This window comes from Ignavibacteriota bacterium, assembly GCA_016707525.1.
Classification (GTDB): Bacteria; Bacteroidota; Ignavibacteria; order UBA10030; family UBA6906; genus JAGDMK01.
The window spans coordinates 85,801-103,423 of the sequence record JADJHP010000004.1 but is presented as its reverse complement, the minus strand read 5'-3'; the positions used below and the strand labels follow the sequence as shown (position 1 = coordinate 103,423).

9 protein-coding genes are annotated in these 17,623 nt (G+C 61.2%); 7 read left to right on the top strand and 2 right to left on the bottom strand.

Annotated elements, in window-relative coordinates; genetic code table 11:
* Positions 1-83 precede the first annotated feature (83 nt).
* The 6 genes from IPI01_08410 (at position 84) to IPI01_08385 (ending at position 12,148) form a co-directional block, all read left to right on the top strand.
* Positions 84-971, top strand: a complete 888-nt coding sequence (locus IPI01_08410; GenBank protein ID MBK7257807.1) for an electron transfer flavoprotein subunit beta/FixA family protein — start codon at positions 84-86, stop codon at positions 969-971.
* Between the two features lie 7 nt (positions 972-978).
* Entirely contained in the window at positions 979-1,998 is a 1,020-nt protein-coding gene (locus IPI01_08405) for an electron transfer flavoprotein subunit alpha/FixB family protein (protein ID MBK7257806.1), read from the top strand.
* Positions 1,999-2,006: 8 nt separating this feature from the next.
* Positions 2,007-3,731: an acyl-CoA dehydrogenase family protein gene (locus IPI01_08400; GenBank protein MBK7257805.1), complete on the top strand. Its 1,725-nt coding sequence runs from the start codon at positions 2,007-2,009 to the stop codon at positions 3,729-3,731.
* Between the two features lie 178 nt (positions 3,732-3,909).
* Positions 3,910-4,773: a UTP--glucose-1-phosphate uridylyltransferase gene (locus IPI01_08395; protein MBK7257804.1), complete on the top strand. Its 864-nt coding sequence runs from the start codon at positions 3,910-3,912 to the stop codon at positions 4,771-4,773.
* The gene (locus tag IPI01_08390; protein MBK7257803.1) at positions 4,770-8,096 is read left to right on the top strand and encodes a UTP--glucose-1-phosphate uridylyltransferase; all 3,327 of its coding nucleotides are present in this window, start codon (positions 4,770-4,772) and stop codon (positions 8,094-8,096) included. The genes IPI01_08395 and IPI01_08390 overlap by 4 nt, the downstream gene beginning before the upstream one ends.
* Before the next feature lie 284 nt (positions 8,097-8,380).
* Positions 8,381-12,148: a response regulator gene (locus IPI01_08385; GenBank protein ID MBK7257802.1), complete on the top strand. Its 3,768-nt coding sequence runs from the start codon at positions 8,381-8,383 to the stop codon at positions 12,146-12,148.
* A gap of 17 nt (positions 12,149-12,165) precedes the next feature.
* On the opposite strand, the gene htpG is transcribed toward IPI01_08385, so the two are convergent.
* Positions 12,166-14,064 carry a molecular chaperone HtpG gene (htpG, locus tag IPI01_08380; GenBank protein MBK7257801.1) on the bottom strand — a complete coding sequence of 633 codons (1,899 nt, stop codon included), beginning with the start codon at positions 14,062-14,064 and terminating at the stop codon, positions 12,166-12,168.
* Between the two features lie 234 nt (positions 14,065-14,298).
* Between htpG and IPI01_08375 the strand changes: the two genes are divergently transcribed.
* Complete coding sequence (locus IPI01_08375; protein ID MBK7257800.1) at positions 14,299-16,071, top strand: hypothetical protein; 1,773 nt, start codon at positions 14,299-14,301, stop codon at positions 16,069-16,071.
* A gap of 8 nt (positions 16,072-16,079) precedes the next feature.
* Here the strand turns inward: IPI01_08375 and IPI01_08370 are convergent, their stop codons facing one another.
* The gene (locus tag IPI01_08370; GenBank protein ID MBK7257799.1) at positions 16,080-17,348 is read right to left on the bottom strand and encodes a T9SS type A sorting domain-containing protein; all 1,269 of its coding nucleotides are present in this window, start codon (positions 17,346-17,348) and stop codon (positions 16,080-16,082) included.
* Between the last annotated feature and the right edge of the window lie 275 nt (positions 17,349-17,623).

Here is a 17,623-nt window from a genome sequence, read left to right as displayed (position 1 = left end):
ATGCCGGCTAAGCGGTTCCCCCCGCAGGCAACGAGAGCAGGTCTGACAGCGATCAGAAAACAACGACAGGGTGACGAACACCTATGTACCACTCGATAGTCCTCGTCAAGCAGGTCCCCGACACGGCCAACATCACGGGCAACGTGATGCAGGACGATGGAACGGTGAACCGGTCCAAACTTCCCGCCATCTTCAATCCGGAGGACAGGGTCGCGCTGGAAATGGCCCTCCGCATCAAGGATCAATTCGGCGGGAAGATCACCGTCATGACCATGGGGCCTCCTCGCGCCTCCGACATCCTCCGGGAATGCCTTTATATGGGCGCCGATGAGGGCGTGTTGATCAGCGACCGGAAGTTCGCCGGTGCCGATACGCTTGCCACCTCGTACGTGCTCAGCGAGGCGATCAAGAAAGAGGGTGCCTACGACTTCATCTTTGCCGGCCGGCAGGCCATCGACGGCGATACGGCGCAGGTCGGCCCTCAAACCTGTGAAAAGCTGGGCATTCCGCAGATCACCTACCTCGAAGAGATCCAGAAGGTCGAAGGAAAGACCCTGACCGCGAAGCGGAAGATCGAAGGCGGGTATGAGGTCGTGCGGTGCACCCTTCCTGTCCTGGTCACCGTCATCAAGGATGCGGTGGAACCCCGGCCGTTCAGCGCGAAGCGTGTCATGGCCTTCAAAGGCGCCAAGTCCCTCATGGAGATCGAAAAGATGGCGGAAGGGAACTCCCTTCTCTACGTCGATCAGCTCCGCCATGAATTCGAAGCACGCCAGCTCTTCATCCGGACGCTCACCATGGACGATCTGAAGCTGGATGCGGACCGTTGCGGGGTGCACGGGTCGCCGACGAAGGTGTATAAAGTGGAGTCGGTCGTCCTTGCGGGCGGCGACCGCGAGATGATCGAGCCGACCAAGACCGGACTGGGGAAGCTGGTCGACAAACTGATGGAAGACCATATCCTGGGATGATGCGCACATGAGCACGACAACACGTGATGTCTGGGTATTCATCGAGCAGCGGAACGGGAAGCCGGCCGACGTGAGTCTCGAGCTCCTGTGCAAGGGCCGCAAGCTCGCACAGGCCATGGGTGGTGCGGTGAAAGCCGTGGTGATGGGTGACAGCATCGACACGCTGGTCGCTGAAGCGTTCCGGTTCGGGGCGGACGAAGCGATCGTGATCGCGGACCCCGCGCTGGCGCAGTACCGTACGTTGCCGTACGGCCGGATCCTGTCGGACCTGGTGCGGGAACACACCCCGCGCATCGTCCTCTTCGGTGCCACGATCATCGGCCGCGACCTTGCGCCCCGGGTCGCCTCGGCGACGCGCAGCGGGCTGACGGCCGACTGTACCGATCTGCAGATCTCGAATGTGAACTACCTCCGCAAGGAATATGCGGACCTGCTGCTGCAGATCCGTCCGGCCTTTGGCGGCAACATCATCGCCACGATCATCACGCCGGACAATCCGGTGCAGATGGCCACGGTGCGCGAGGGCGTGATGGAGATGCATCCCGCGGAACACCCGGTCGCAGGGCCGGTGACACGCGTTCCGTACGCCGCGGATCCCGTCGATGAGCTGCTTTCGATCGTCGAGCAGCACCACGAGGAGAACCGTGTGAACCTGAAGGCCGCTCCGGTGATCGTTGCCGGCGGGTACGGCCTCGGCACAAGAGAGAATTTCAGGATGATCTACGACCTTGCCCATGCCCTGGGCGGGGAAGTGGCAGGCAGCCGTGCGGCCGTGGATGCGGGGTTCGTGGGGCCCGACCGTCAGGTGGGGCAGACCGGCGTGACCGTTCGTCCGCGACTCTACATCGCCGTCGGCATTTCCGGCGCCATCCAGCACCGGGCCGGCATGCAGGAATCGAACAAGATCATCGCGATCAATACGGACCCCGACGCCCCGATCTTCGGGGTGGCGCACTACGGCATCGTCGGCGATGCCACCGAGATCATCCCTCGGTTCATTGAAGTGTATCGCAACAAATTGAAATAGGCGCGACCATGGCCAACTTCTTCCTTGATAACCCTGACATCCAGTTCCATTTTAAAAGGCTCAAACTGGAGGAGATCGTCGGCATCGCCGAGGATGATTACGAACAGTCCAAGACCTACCGGTATGCACCTGTCAACTATGCAGACGCGATCGAGAACTACAAGAAGGTACTCGAAGTGGTCGGCGATCTCTCCGCCAACCGGATCGCACCCCGCGCCGCGGAAGTGGATCATGACGGCGCCACGTGGAACGACGGCACGGTGACCTACGCGCCGGGCACGAGGAAGAACCTCGACGAGCTGTCGCAGGCCGACCTGATGGGCATGATCCTGCCCCGCAAATACGGCGGGCTCAACTTCCCGTTCACGATGTATATGATGGCCACGGAGATGATCTCCCGGGCCGATGCATCGCTGATGAATATCTTCGGGCTGCAGGATATCGGCGATACGATCCGCAAATTTGGCAACGAGGCGCAGCGTGAGGAGTTCCTCCCCGGCTTCTGTACGGGTGAATACACCGGCGCCATGGCTCTCACCGAGCCGGATGCCGGCTCCGATCTTCAGGCCGTCAAGCTCCAGGCATACCAGAACGCAGAGGGGAAGTGGTTCCTGAAGGGGATGAAGCGCTTCATCACCAATGGGAACGGCGATGTGCTCGTCGTCCTCGCGCGTTCGGAATCCGGCACGAAGGACGGCCGTGGACTGAGCATCTTCGCGTGCTACGGGCGCGATGGCGTGGTGGTTCGCCGCATCGAGAACAAGCTGGGCATCCATGGCTCGCCCACGTGCGAACTCCAGTTCAACGATGTCCCGGCACAGCTGGTGGGGAGCCGGAAGTTCGGCCTCATCAAGTATACCATCGACCTGATGTACCGCGCCCGCATGGGTGTTTCGGCGCAGGCGCTGGGCATCTCCCAGGCAGCCTATGAAGAAGCCCTCGTGTACGCGAAGGACCGTGTGCAGTTCGGCAAAGCGATCTACACCTTCCCGGCGGTCTCGAACATGCTCGTGGAGATGCGCGTCGCCCTCGAGATGAATCGCTCGCTCTTCTATAGGGCGGCGCAGGTCGTCGACCGGAAGGAAAAGATCGAGGAGCTTATCGAGAAGAGGAAGGAAGAGGGGAAACCGGTGACGGAGCTGGTCCAGGACCTGCGGCAGGCGACGGCAATGGCCGGGCTCATGACGCCGCTCTCGAAGTATGTCCTCACCGAATCGGCGAACAAGATCACGTACGATGCACTGCAGATCCACGGTGGCACGGGGTACATGAAGGAGTTCCGTGTGGAACGCCTTGCGCGCGATGCCCGCATCACGAACATCTACGAGGGCACATCGCAGCTGCAGATCGTCGCTCTCTACGGCTCGGTGATCAACGACATCATGCGCGCCGACTTCGAGAAGAACGAGGCACGCGAGTACCGGGGCGGCCTCGCGCAGCTGGCGGCGAGCCTCAAGGAGATCCGGGCGCTCTTCCTTGACTGCCTGCGGTACGTCAATGAGAAGAAGGACAAGTCGTATCAGGAGGTGGCCGCGAAGGATCTCGTTGAACTGTACGGGTATCTCGTGATCGGCTATCTCCTGCTTGACGAGGCCGGGGAGAACGACCGGAAGGTCTTCATCGCGAACCGGTACATCCTGAGCTCTCTCGCTTCCGCACGCCGGAATGCAGAGAGCATCAAGAGTGGTGTGTTCATGGACCTGCTCCACGCGGATTCGATCCTCCAGGGATAGCACGCAGCATCGATCGTACCACAGAACGGGCGTCCCGCATGCGGGGTGCCCGTTCCTGTTTCTCCGCGTCTCCCGTCCCGTGTGTTGAATCTCTCGTCTCTTCGCGCTACATTGAGCCATCTCCAGAACAGCAGTCGTGCGTACCAACGTCACATGCAGCACCCCGGGAGGGTTACGGATGAAAGTGGCAAAGGCGATCGTCACCGCGGCAGCGCGGGGCCAGCGGAGCCTTCCCCTGCAGACACTGATCGACAGGGATGGGCAACAGAAATCGGTCCTCGGGATCGTGATCGAGGAGATCATGCGGGCGGGCATTCAGGAGATCTGTCTGATCGTGCATCCCGATGATGAAACGGCGTACCGGTCGGTGGCGGGCGATGCCGCGCGGCATGTGACCTTCGTGCCCCAGCACGATCCCCGGGGCTATGGCCACGCGCTCTGGTGTGCCCGGGCCTTTGCCGGAAAGGAACCGTTCCTCCATCTGGTGGGCGACCATCTGTATGTCAGCAGGACCTCCACCGGGTGCGCGCAGCGTATCGTCGAGACCGCGGTCAAGGAGTCGTGCGCCGTCTCCGGCGTGCAGCCGACCCGCGAAGCGCTGCTGCCGAATTTCGGAGCGCTCTCGGGCAAACGCATCAGTGGCAGGACCGACCTCTACACGGTCGACCATGTGATCGAGAAACCCAGCCCCACGGAGGCCGAACAGCACCTGATCACGCCCGGGCTCCGGGCCGGGCACTACCTCTGTTTCTTCGGCATTCATGTGCTGACACCGGCGGTGATGGAGATCCTTGATGCCCAGGTGGCGGCTGCCGACCGTGTACCGACGATCTCCGCGGCCCTCCGCGAGCTTGCGGGAAAAGAGAAATATCTCGCTCTCGAGATGCACGATGATCGCTACAATGTTGGTGTGAAATACGGACTCCTGAATGCTCAATTCGCGCTCGCGCTCTCCGGGAACGACCGGGAGGACGTCGTCGCCATGCTCATGGAACTCCTGCTTCAACGCGAACAGCATGCGCAGGATAGGGGAGTTGCATGAGCCTCCTCATCGAGATCATCACCTCCCGTGATCCGCAGGTACGCGACCGGAGCCTCGGGGATGTGTGCGGGACGGCTTCGACGCGCATGTTGCTCGACGAATGTGCTGCGCTCGAGAAGTTCCGGCATACGGCTCCGAATCTGTACGAACAGGTGCGCGCGCTCTTCTTCCTGTACGCGATCCACCGGTTCTATCTCCCCCGCGCGGGGGGCATCGAACACCGGGGCGACATCCCGTTCGATGGCTACGCCGATCTCCTCAACCGCAGGTTCGAGGAGGCTATCCAGCGCTTCCTGCAGGTCCAGACCGCACAGGGGCCGCATGATGGGATCTCGAGTGCCCTCGCCGCGGCCTACCGCAGCCTCGGCTTCCAGACACTCGCGGATCAGGTCCGCGCGAGCGTCCGCTCTGTTCGCGGGAACCAGTGGATGTTCCGTACCGGCCACCCCTCCGACCATCCTCTCCGCATCGATCGGCGCCTGCTCCAGCAAACAGACGGGCTCTTTCCGGTCCTGCATGAACGCACTCCCGTGCGCATGGACCTCTCGCACAGCGGGTGGAGCGATATCTTCTTCCTCGGGATGGATTTCCCCGAGGGAGCCCGGGTGGTGAATATCTCGGTGGATCTGGCCGTGCGTGAGCACGGGCAGAGCATGGGCCCCACCCCGCCCGTGGAGGCCTATGTACGTGTCATCGACGCACCCGTGATACGCCTTGTCAGCACCGACCTCCGCACGAGCGTCGACTGTACTTCCTTTGTGCAGTTGTTTGACTTCGCCGCCGACTACCTCGGACTCTTGAAGGCAGCCGTGATCGCTTCGGGGATCGTCCCCCCGGGGATGGAGGGGGCGCATCAGCCGTTGGAAGAACTGCTCGCACGTATGGTGGGCCCGGGCCTCGGACTCGAGATCGTAAGTCAGGTGAATGGCATCCCGAAGGGGTCGCGCCTTGCAGTGTCTACGACCCTCCTTGCTTCCATCATCGCAGCGTGCATGCGTGCATCGGGGCAGACCGCGAGCCTGGATGGTGCACTCACGGAAGAAGAGCGCCGTACTGTTGCTGCGCGTGCTATCCTCGGCGAGTGGCTCGGGGGTTCAGGTGGTGGCTGGCAGGATTCCGGCGGGGTGTGGCCCGGGATCAAACTCATCGAGGGCGTCGTCAGCAGGGAGGGGGATGCAGAGTTCGGTGTCAGCCGTGGCTGTCTGCTGCCCCACCATCGCGTGTTCTCACTGGATGAGGTCTCTCGTGCGACCCGCACGAGGCTCCAGGAGAGCCTTGTCCTCGTCCACGGCGGGATGGCACAGGACGTCGGCCCTATCCTGGAGATGGTCACCGAGCGGTACCTCCTGCGTTCTTCTGAAGAATGGCAGGGACGGCGGGAGGCGCTCCGTCTTTTCGATGGCATCATCGGCCATTTGCAGCAGGGCGACATCCGGGCACTCGGCGGTGCAACGCACCAGAATTTCTTCGGGCCGATCCAGACCATCATCCCGTGGGCATCCAATCTCTATACAGAATCGATCGTCGCACGGATCTCGCAGGAATTCGGGAAGGACTTCTGGGGATTCTGGATGCTCGGTGGTATGTCCGGAGGGGGGATGGGATTCCTGTTCGAACCGTCGGTCAAAGCCCGGGCTCAGGACCGCCTCCACACGGTGATGGCCGAAGAGAAACACCACTATCAGGATGGGATCCCGTTCGCCATCGAACCGGTGGTCTATGATTTTGCCATCAACGAGAATGGCTCGTGGGGCATCCTCCATGCAGGCGCTGATGCGCTGATGCCGCGCACATACTACACGCTGACGGTGCCCCATCTCCTCCGTAAGGACCCGCGGGAACTGTCGCCGGTGCAGCGCCGCGAACTCGAACAACTCTCCGCTTCGAGCCGGACGGTGACCTCCTTGGACGGTACACTGCAGGGGATCGTCGACCGTATGATGCCCGACCGGGGAATGCTGAGCGCGGAGCATTCCTCGTTGGATGATCTGTTGCGCCGGTATGGATTCGACAGGTTGCAACACGAGCAGATCAAGGCCGATCTCCGGAGTGGCCGGATCGGACTTGCGCAGAACCGGCTCCCGATCAATACCGAGATCGACGACGTCGCTGAAGGCGACGTCGTCGATTGTACGTCCGCGTCGCCACGGGAGTTGCAGAGGATCGGCGAAGAAGCGCTCGCTGCCGGATCCGTCGGTGTCCTGACGCTGGCTGCGGGGGCTGGCAGCAGATGGACACGTGGCGCAGGGACAGTGAAAGCCCTGCATCCCTTCTGCCGGCTGGGAGGTGTGTACCGGTCGTTCATCGAGACCCATCTGGCGAAAAGCAGGGCCACATCGGCGAAGTATGGCGTGCAGGTCCCCCATATCATTTCCACCGGCTATCTCACCCACGACGCGATCGCACGGACTCTGGAAGCGGAGAAGAATTACGGGTACCATGGTGGTGTCCACCTCTCACCGGGTTCAAGCATCGGGCTTCGGCTCATTCCCACCGTGCGTGATCTGCGGTTCGCCTGGATGGAGATGCCCCAGCAACTGCTCGATGCACAGGCACAGAAAGTGGTGGAGAGCCTCCACGCATCGCTGATGGATTGGGCAGAACGGGCAGGGGAGGGAACGGACTATACGGACAATATTCCCATGCAATGCCTCCATCCTGTCGGACACTGGTATGAGGTGCCGACAGTGTTCCGGAATGGTGTTCTGCAACGCATTCTCGAAGATCGTCCCGCGCTGAAATACCTCCTCGTCCATAACGTGGATACGATGGGTGCGCATCTGGATCCGGGGCTCCTGGGACGGCATATTGCGAGCGGCGCCGGGATGACCGTGGAAGTGATCCATCGACGGCTTGAGGATCGTGGCGGCGGGTTGGCAAAGACCGATGGGCGCATACGGTTGATCGAGGGGCTTGCGCTGCCGCGTGAGGAGTACGAATTCCGTCTGTCGTACTATAACTCGGCGACGTACTGGCTTGATATCGACCGCGTCCTCGCCGTGTTCGGCCTCAGCCGGAGAGAGCTCAGTGATAGTGAGAAGGTGAACCGGGCGGTGCGCGACCTTGCCCTGCGCATGCCGACGTACATCACGCTGAAGAACGTGAAGAAGCGGTGGGGGAAAGGGCAGGAGGATGTGTTCCCAACCCTGCAGTTTGAAAAGCTCTGGGGGGACATGACGGTCCTTCCGGGCCTGGCGTGTGCGTATATTGCCGTTCCCCGGGAGCGTGGACAGCAATTGAAGGAGCCGGCACAAATGGACGGTTGGTTGCGTGATGGGTCCGCCGCGTATGTGAATGCTCTCTGTGCCTGGGAGACTGCGTAAGCTTTTGCGATTCCCCGGGGGCTGTTCTATTATAACCAACCGTTCAGCAGCAGTCATGAGTATGCCGGCAGAGCGCCTTAACGCTCTGCCGGGCTATCTCCCCCGTGTAATTTCCCCAAATATTGACACATTTTTGCCCTTTTCTTTCCCTCCCGCCATGCCGTGATGGCACACTGATTGAACTACAGTCCTCCTGAGCACTGCGTCGTCTCCCGTCAAACATGAACCTCCGGACGGGAAATGAGCAAACGTTACCATGAGCAAGGACCGTAGGGACCAGCAGGATGGCAGAAGGATTCGCGCTACATGACCGGATGAAGGGCCGATTCTGGCCACTAAGTCTTGGTCTCGCCGTCATCCTGCTCATCGCCAGCGGCTGGTGGTTCGGCGACCGGGAGGCGGACCGACACGATCAGGAAATGCGGGAGGAGGTCCTCCGTAGTGCGATCTATGTCGCGGGGACGGTCGACCCGGCACTTGTCGGTCAGCTCACGTTCACCCCCGGGGACCGCGATATTCCTGCCTATCAACGTATCAGAGAACAAATGAATGGGGCAGTGGGTGAGATCACCCATGCGGGCGTGTACAGTCTCGCCCTCAGGGGTGATCACATTCTGTTCGGTCCCGAAACCTATCCGCTCAACGACCCGGCCTCCAGTGCTCCCGGGTCTGAGTTTCGTCAGGCTGGTCCGCAGTATCGTGCGATCTTCCGGGACCATGACCCGGTCGTGTTTGGTCCGCAGGAGGATGAGTTCGGGACCTGGGTGACGGCACTTGCCCCCGTGATGGATGGATCGGGGAGCCACGTCGTCCTCGTGGTCGGTGTGGATGTTCCTGCCTCGGAATGGAACCGATCCCTGAATATTGTCCGGATCCGCCCTCTGATTCTTACCGGTCTTCTCGCCGTGTTCCTTGTTGCGGCGAGCATGCTGGCATATCATGGCCTGCGCCGATTGAGTCCGACGAACATCCAGGTCCGGGTGTGGGTGATCACGCCATCGGTCATCGCGGTGCTCGTCGCCGCGATCTTCTACGGTTTGTACGAGTACCATGTCTACACGCAGGACTCCCACCTGCGGCTGCACACCCTGCACGATCAGGTGCAGGATAAATGGAATACCCTCTATGGGGTGCAGGTGCAGTCCTTGCGGTCAGTGCATGATCGCTTCATGCTCGACGCCGGCATGGAGCGGGCATGGGTGAGGGGTGATGCGGGCGCATTGCGTTCGGTGGCCGCGCAACGATTCGAAGAGATGAAGTTCGACGTGGGCATCAATCAGTTGTTCTGCATCACACCGGATGGCACCTGCCTGGCGCGCGGACACAAACCCGCCGTGTTCGGCGATCGCATCGACCGGCCAACATTTCTTCTTTCCCGTGCAAGCGGGGAGGATTCATGGGGGACAGAGCTGGGTTCACGTGGAGCGGTCTCCTTAAGGTACACCCGTCCCTGGACGGTGCGTGGGCGTCAGATCGGCTATCTCGAGATCGGGAAGAATATCGAAGCGATCGTTCAACGCTTCGCGATCAGTATGCATCTGGATGCGATCGTGATTCTCCATAAACGCTCTGTGGACCGTGAAGAAGTGGAACAGGGGGTCCGGAACAACTACATTGCCGGCGACTGGGAGACGTACCCGGCCGGCGTGGTGGTGCAGAGTACGCTCAAGGGTGTACCCCGGGAGATCGAGGAACTCCTTCGCGAGGGACGAAATAATGGTCCGACCGCGCGCGTGCTCGTCGCCCATCATGGTGATCATGTCTATGGCTGCGGGTTCATCCCGGTCAATGATCCGCATGGCAATGAGATCCTCTCCCTGATCACGCTGACTGATGTGACGAGAGAACAGGATGCGGCAGGGAACGGGATCCTGATCAGCCTGGGATTCTGGGTCGTCCTCCTCGGGAGTGTGATCGCGTTCCTGTGGATCGTCAGCGGCAAGATCCAGGATCAGCTGATGAACATGTTCGCGCAGATCCAGGAAGGTGAATCGAGGATGCGGGCGATCACGGGATCGGCCCAGGATGGGATCATCATGATCGATCCTCACGGCACTGTCTCCTTCTGGAACCCTGCCGCCGAACGCATCTTCGGATACTCCGCGGCGGACGTGATCGGCAAGGACCTGCACAAGATCCTCGCGCCGGAGCGGTACACGGTGGGTTATCGGGACGCCTTCGCGGAATTTCAGTCCTCCGGCACGGGTGCAGGGATCGGTAAGATCCTGGAGGTGGAGGCCCTCGCAAAGGACGGCCGTGAGGTGCCGGTCCAACTTGCACTGTCTGCCGTCCGTTTGAATGATGGGTGGCATGCCATCGGGCTTGTCCGGGATATCACCGAACAGCGGAAGTATGAAGCGGAGCGCGAAGCCGCGCACCTCGAGCTCAACGAGGCCCTCATGGAAGTGCGCGAGGCGAATGAAGCCCTGAAGGAAACCACCGCACGCGCGCATGCGCTCGCCGGTCAGGCGGAAGCCGCCAATGTTGCGAAGTCCCAGTTCCTTGCGAACATGAGCCATGAGATCCGCACACCGATGAACGGGATCATCGGCATGACCGGCCTGCTGATCGATTCTCCCCTGAACCCTGAACAGAGGCAGTTCGTCGACGTGGTCCGGACCAGCAGCGAGGCATTGCTTGCCCTCATCAATGACATCCTGGATTTTTCCAAGATCGAGGCGCACAAGATCGAACTGGATGATCTGGAGTTCAATCTCCATACGATCCTTGAGGAGACCACGGAACTCCTCGCGGTCAAGGCGCACGAGAAAGACCTCCATATCGTTTGTCTCATCGACCCCAATGTACCCCAGCTCGTGCGGGGTGACCCCGGACGTGTCCGGCAGGTCCTCCTGAACCTCGGGGGGAATGCCGTGAAATTCACTCACGAAGGTGGTGTGACGCTCCATGCATGTCTGGACCGGATCGAGGAGGGGCGGCCGGTCGTGCGGTTCGCCATCACCGATAGTGGCGTCGGCATTCCCCAGGAGAAGCAGCAGAAGCTCTTCACCCCGTTCACCCAGGTCGATGGTTCCATCACCCGCAGGTATGGTGGTACGGGGCTGGGACTTGCGATCTCCATGCAACTTGCCGAGCTCATGGGAGGGGAGATCGGCATGGAGAGTCCGGCCCGCTCCCCCATCACGAAAGAGGAGCAGCGCGGTTCGATGTTCTGGTTCACCGTACGGTTCGCTCCGGTGGAGCATGCCATCCCCGATGTCTCCGGTCCGGCCAGCATCCTGGAAGGGGTGCGTGTTCTGGTGGTGGACGACAGCGAGGCAAACAGATTCCTCGTGCGCACGCTGCTGCATAATTGGGGGTGCCGCTCCGGCGAGGCGATCAGTGGTGAGCATGCGCTGGAGGTCCTGGAGGAGGCGCTGAACTCCGGTGATCCATACCAGTTCGCCCTCATGGACATGGCGATGCCGGGGATCGATGGCGCCGAGACAGGGAAGAGAGTCAAAGCATCGCGCCGGCTCATGGACACGCACCTGGTGATGTTAACATCGCTGGGTGAGCGGGGGGATCGGCAGCGGATCCTGGAGACCGGATTCGCCGCATACTTCACGAAGCCGTTCCGCCAGAATCACCTGAAGGAGGCAATGGAAGCCATCCTCGGCGGGAAGGGAACAGATGTCACACCCGAAGATGCGCCACCGAAGCGCGCAGCCGCAGAACCCTCGCCGGCGCGGATCCTGATCGCTGAAGATAACCCGATCAACCAGCTCGTGGCGCTGAAGATCCTCGCGAAGCTTGGCTACCGGGCCGAAACCGTCTCCAATGGCGCGGAAGCAGTGGAAGCCGTCACCTCGGGCAGCTATGATATCATCCTGATGGATTGCCAGATGCCGGAGATGGACGGGTTCGAGGCAACACGCACGCTGCGCGGGCAGAACCGGGAGATCCCGATCATCGCGATGACCGCCAACGCCATGAAGGGCGACCGGGAACTCTGCCTCGAGTCCGGCATGAATGACTATCTCAGCAAACCGGTGAAGTCCGGCGAGCTCGCCGCCATGCTGGAGCGGTGGTTGCCTCCCACGCGTCCGTGATCCTCACCCCGGCGGGCTCAGCTCCCTGCGCCGGTCCCCGCAGCCAGGTCCCCTGAGATCAGGTCGTTCACCCTCTGGGCGAAGCCCTGGGGGTCCGTCAGCTTCGAACCTTCGGCAATGATCGCCTGCTCGTACAGCAATCGCACAACGCGTTCGATCCGTGCGTCACCGGGTTGTGCGGCATACAATGCCTGCACTGCACGCACAACTGCATGGCTGCCATTCAGCTCCAGGATGCGATCGGAGACCCTGCCGGCCTGGCCGAGCTTCTGCATGATCCGCTCCATGTTCGCGCCCATGGCTCCCTCGTCGCTCACGAGGCAGGAAGCGCTCTCCTTCAGTCGGGACGAGAGGCGGACCTCCTGGATCCCGTTGAGTGTCTGCTTCATGAAGCCGAAGAGCGGTTCGAACTTCTTCTTCTCTTCCTCCGGGATCACCTCGCTTCCTTCGAGGTCGCCCTTGTCCGCTGCCTTCAGGTGCTTGCCCCGGTAGTCATGCAGGGAGGGGAGAACGAACTCGTCGATGGCGTCGGTCATCAAGAGCACATCCCAGCCGCGGGAGCGGAAGATCTCGAGCGTCGGGGCATGCTCGATGAGCGCACGGCTCTCGCCGGTGAGATAGTAGATGTCCTTCTGGTCCGCCGGCATCTTGCCCGTATACTCCGGCAGCGTGGTGGTCTTGCCGGTTTCGGTATTGATGGACTCGTAGAGCATCAGGTCCGCCACCTGCTCGCGGTTCGTGTGGTCCGTGGCGATACCTTCTTTGAGCACACCGCCGAGTTCTTTGAAGAATGTGCTGTACGCTTCCGGCTCCGAAGCCTTCATCTCTTCCAGCGCCTTGAGCACGCTCTTCACCAGGTTCCGCTGGATGCGTTCGAGCAGGGGGTTCTGCTGGAGCAGCTCACGAGACACGTTCAGAGGAAGGTCGCTGCTGTCCACGACGCCACGGACGAACCGGAGATAGGGTGGAAGCAACTGCTCGCAGTGCTCCATGATCAGGACGCGGCGGATGTACAGCTTCGGGCCATACTTCGGTTCACCGAATTGCATGTCGAAGGGTTTGTGCCCGGGGATGAACAGAAGGACCTTGAACTCCATCGTCCCTTCGCCGGCGTAGTGGATCACCTTTGCCGGTTCGGTGAAGTCGCCGGAAACCTGCTGATAGAACGCGTTGTACTCCTCGGTGGTGACATCACTTTTCGACCTCAACCACAATGCCTTGCGGGAGTTGAGTGTCTCCTCGACCGTTTCCTTTTCCTTCTTGTCGTTCTCCTTCTCCACGTCCATGACCACCGGGTGCTCGATGAAATCGGAGAACTGCTTCACTAATCGGCGGAGCGTCCAGGGCTCCAGGAAGTCCTTCTCGTCCTCTTTGAGATGGAGGGTGATGTCCGTCCCGCGGGTCGCTTTGGGTACGGATTCCACGGTGAATGATCCCTGACCGTCGGACTCCCAGCGGACACCCATGGTCGGATCGCCCGCCATGCGCGAGAGAACCGTCACGCGGTCGGCCACCATGAAGGCGGAATAGAAGCCCACCCCGAACTGCCCGATCAGCTCTGGCCGGTCCCCTGATCCCGCCGCCTTGAGCGATTCGAGGAACGCCTTGGTGCCGGACCGGGCGATCGTTCCGAGGTTCTCCACAACGGTTTCACGCGACATCCCGACCCCATTGTCCGAAATGGTCAGCGTGCCGGCCGCCTTGTCGGGGACCAGTTTGATCTTCCAATCCCGGTTCCCTTCCAGCATGTCCTCATTGCTCAGCGAGTTGAAACGGACGGTATCGATCGCGTCGCTCGCATTGCTGATCAGTTCCCGGAGGAAGACCTCCTTGTGGGAATAGAGGGAATGGGTGATGATATTCAGGACCTGGCGGAGCTCACTCTTGAATTCAAGGGTTTCCTGGTGCGATGACATGGGCAACTCTCCGGAAATGACGTATGGAACGAAAGAAAAGGCACTGAGAGAATAGCGGATTCAGCGAAAAGAATCAAGATGTGCCCGTTGCCTCATCAATAAATCGAGTCCAAGCTGATTCGTTGCCTCACCGAAAAATCGAGACGTATTGCATTCCGGCCAACGACTTCGTAGGTTTCGGGCACTATTGCCATGGGTCAGGTCCACCCGATCCATCGTCCGGACAGTGCACCTATGAAACGATTCATTGAACGCGTCCTCGGCCACCGCTCATTGCCGTACATCTGTGCGGGGATCGGGCTTCTTCTGGTCCTCCCGTCCGCCTGGATCGGTTGGCAGCAGGATGACCTCACCCAGCGGTTCTTCCTGCACGGGTATGCGGACACGACCGGGCATGGCGCAGCGAACCTTGAGATCTTCACGTTCCTGACCGGAAACCCCGCGCAAGCCAAGGTCCTCATGGATATGGGGGTCGCGCCCTGGTGGACCCTGCCGACACTCCGGCTGGCATTCTGGCGGCCGCTCGCCGCGCTGACACACTACCTGGACTACCTGCTCTGGCCTGAGAGCCCGATTCTGATGCATGTGCAGAGCCTGGTATGGTTCATCGCGCTGGTCATCGCCGGGGCCTATTTGTATCGGCGCTATCTTGGCGTGAATGTGACCGCCGGACTCGCGGCGCTGTTCTTTGCTCTCGATGACGTGCACGGGCTCGCCGCGGGGTGGATCGCGAACCGGAACACGCTGCTGACGCTTCTGGCGGGCTGCCTCGTCCTCCTCGTGCACGACCGATGGCGGCGTGATGGCTGGAAGCCGGGGTTCATCCTGGGCCCGCTGTTCCTGGCCGCGGGTCTTCTCGCGGGCGAATCGATGCTCGCCGTATGCGGTTACCTCTTCGCGTATGCGCTCTTCCTGGACCATGGTACGGTCAGAAGAAGGATCCGGTCGCTCCTGCCGTACGCGGTACTGACGGTCATCTGGTTTGTGATTCGCTCTGAACGGGGATACGGCACGTGGGGATCCGGATACTACATCGATCCGCTGTCCGAGCCGCTCCGGTTCCTCGAAGCTGTAGGAATGCGTGCGCCCCTGCTCCTCGCCGATCAGTTGTTCCTGCCGCCGTCATCCCTCGTCCTCTTCCTGGGCGAACATCTGCTCAGTCCGCTGTTGATATGGGGAACGGTGATCGTGGTGCTGTTCGGTTTCTTGTTCTGGCCGCTCATCAGGTCCGATCGTGTCTCCCGCTTCTGGGTGACCGGCATGCTGCTGTCCGTGCCGATCGTGTGCACGGCCCTGCCGCATAGCCGTCTGCTGATGTTCACCGGGCTGGGTGCGTTCGGATTGATCGCGATCTGGATCCAGCGGGCACGTGAATGCAATGCCAGGCCCGGGGAGCCGCGGACCCATGTGCGGGTCCGCCGGTGGGCCGTGATCCTCCTCGTGGCAGTGCACGGTCCGATCGCTGCACTCTCGCTTGTGTACAATGCCACAAGCACGACCTTTGCGCAAAAGTACATTCAGGATGCCGCGCTTGCGCTCGAGGATGATGGAAGCATGCGCGGGACGGATCTCGTGATCGTGAATCATCCGATCCCATTCTATGCGCATCAGGCGGGCATCGCGCGGATGGTGCTGGGCAGCGTGCCACCACGGCGGCTACGTGTTCTCTCTCCGGGTCTGGAGGCCGTCCATATCCTTCGACCGGACAGTGCGACCCTCATCGTCCGGCCTGAGGGAGGGTTCATATCCTCGTCATTCGACAACGTCTTCCGCGGGCCGGCGCATCCTATGGTGAAGGGCGAGCGGGTGACATTGACGGGGATGACCGCCGAAGTGATCGATCTGACCGATGATGGGAGGCCTGCAGGTGTGCAGTTCAGGTTCGCAGGCCGACTCGAAGACCGTCCCTGGCGGTGGGTGCAATGGGAAGGGAACCGGTATGTGCCGTTCGTGCCGCCGCCGGTCGGCGGACATGTTGAACTGCCCGGGTCGAAACTCGAGTTCTGAACTCCGCGTCAACGAAGGAGCAGCATCGTCTTTGCTGCCGAGCGCCCACCTGACGTCGCCCTGCAGATGTACGTCCCGCTCGCCATCCCGCGCGCATCCCACGTGAGCGCGTACCTTCCCGGGTCCAGCACATCATCCATCAACGTTGCCACCTCTTGTCCGAGGAGATCATAGATGATCACGGTGGTCTGTTGCCGTTCGGCCACCGACAGGGTGATCGACGTTGATGGGTTGAAGGGATTGGGATAGTTCTGGCCAAGGCTGAACGTCGCGGGGACGTTCCAATCGGCGATCACATCCGTGGGTGCACCGCCCGCAAGTTCATCCGCGATGCCGGAGAGGAGCGCCGTTGCGGTGGAATCGAACGCACGGGCATTTGCCGAGTTCATGTCCTCGTACGTGAGGGCGATCACGTTCGCACCGTGGTTCGACCAGAACCAGCTTTCCGGGTATTGCTGTGCAGGGGCGGAGGTCCAGGAGACGAAGTACGTGTACGGTTGGATGCCCCCCGGGAAATACGACCGCACCGCATTGATGAACCGCTGTTCGATCAGGGCATATGCAGGGGAGGTCCCTTGCTCAGCATGATAGACGAAGTAGCGTTGCTCACCGTACGCCGAGTGCATATTGAGCATGATCCGGATCGGGTTCTCCGTGGCCATCAGTGTCGTGAATGTCCGGCGAAGGGTCTGCACTTCGGGTTCGCCGGGGACGGCGGTCCAGTTGCTTTCGATATCGATATTGTGGGCATTCTGCCGTGCCTTGGCGAGCTCCACGCCGTCCGGATTGATCATCGGGACGATGTTGAACACGCACGCCTTTCTGAGTTTTTCTCCGAGTGCTGAAGGGCTGAGGAGTTGCCGGATGATCTCGTTAGTTACCCAGGTTCCCTGAACCTCATTCGGATGGGTCCGTGCGTGGATCCACACCCGTTTGCGGGGCGAGAACGTTGGCACCGTATCCTCGATCGTCAGCATGAAGATCGGCCGGTTCTGCACCGTTGCGCCGATGGAGTCGATGCGCACGAATGGACTGAGGCCCCAGCGCGCGAGGTCTGCTTTGAGTGAATCGAAGCCGTAGCCCCAGTTCAAGGCTGCGGCGAGCCGGTATTCCACTGTCGTCGTGTCGGGCAGGCCGCACGGGTCGTCGAGAAGGGGCGAAGGCGCGCGGCCCTTGGTGTCGGCGAGTGTCGAGGAGATGGTGAGCAGCGCAAGAGCACAGGTGACAGCGACGCGCACGAAGTGCGCCGTGGCGGAAAAGCGTGTCGATGAGATCATGGATATAATATCGTGACGGGGCGGGGGAGTTGCAAGCCGGTGGCGCATCAAGTGTCCCACGCGTCCAATCTGCCGATCCAGCATGTAGGGGCGGTGCATGCACCGCCCCTGGGGGGAATCTTTCCGCCTGCGTCACCGCACGATGACCATCTTTGTCGTCCGGTTCACCGGGCCCGCCGTGAACCGGCAGATGTCACATCCCGCTTGCGAGGGCCTTGACCCATCGAACTGCACGCGATACTCTCACCCGATCCTTCCATTCATGCCTGTCTTGG

Excerpts from the sequence above, each read along its gene's own strand:
- IPI01_08405 (MBK7257806.1), top strand. The coding sequence starts at position 979 with ATGAGCACGACAACACGTGATGTCTGGGTATTCATCGAGCAGCGGAAC.
- IPI01_08385 (MBK7257802.1), top strand. The coding sequence starts at position 8,381 with ATGGCAGAAGGATTCGCGCTACATGACCGGATGAAGGGCCGATTCTGG.
- IPI01_08375 (MBK7257800.1), top strand. The coding sequence starts at position 14,299 with ATGAAACGATTCATTGAACGCGTCCTCGGCCACCGCTCATTGCCGTAC.
- IPI01_08395 (MBK7257804.1), top strand. The coding sequence starts at position 3,910 with ATGAAAGTGGCAAAGGCGATCGTCACCGCGGCAGCGCGGGGCCAGCGG.
- IPI01_08400 (MBK7257805.1), top strand. The coding sequence starts at position 2,007 with ATGGCCAACTTCTTCCTTGATAACCCTGACATCCAGTTCCATTTTAAA.
- IPI01_08410 (MBK7257807.1), top strand. The coding sequence starts at position 84 with ATGTACCACTCGATAGTCCTCGTCAAGCAGGTCCCCGACACGGCCAAC.
- IPI01_08390 (MBK7257803.1), top strand. The coding sequence starts at position 4,770 with ATGAGCCTCCTCATCGAGATCATCACCTCCCGTGATCCGCAGGTACGC.
- IPI01_08370 (MBK7257799.1), bottom strand. The coding sequence starts at position 17,348 with ATGATCTCATCGACACGCTTTTCCGCCACGGCGCACTTCGTGCGCGTC.
- htpG (MBK7257801.1), bottom strand. The coding sequence starts at position 14,064 with ATGTCATCGCACCAGGAAACCCTTGAATTCAAGAGTGAGCTCCGCCAG.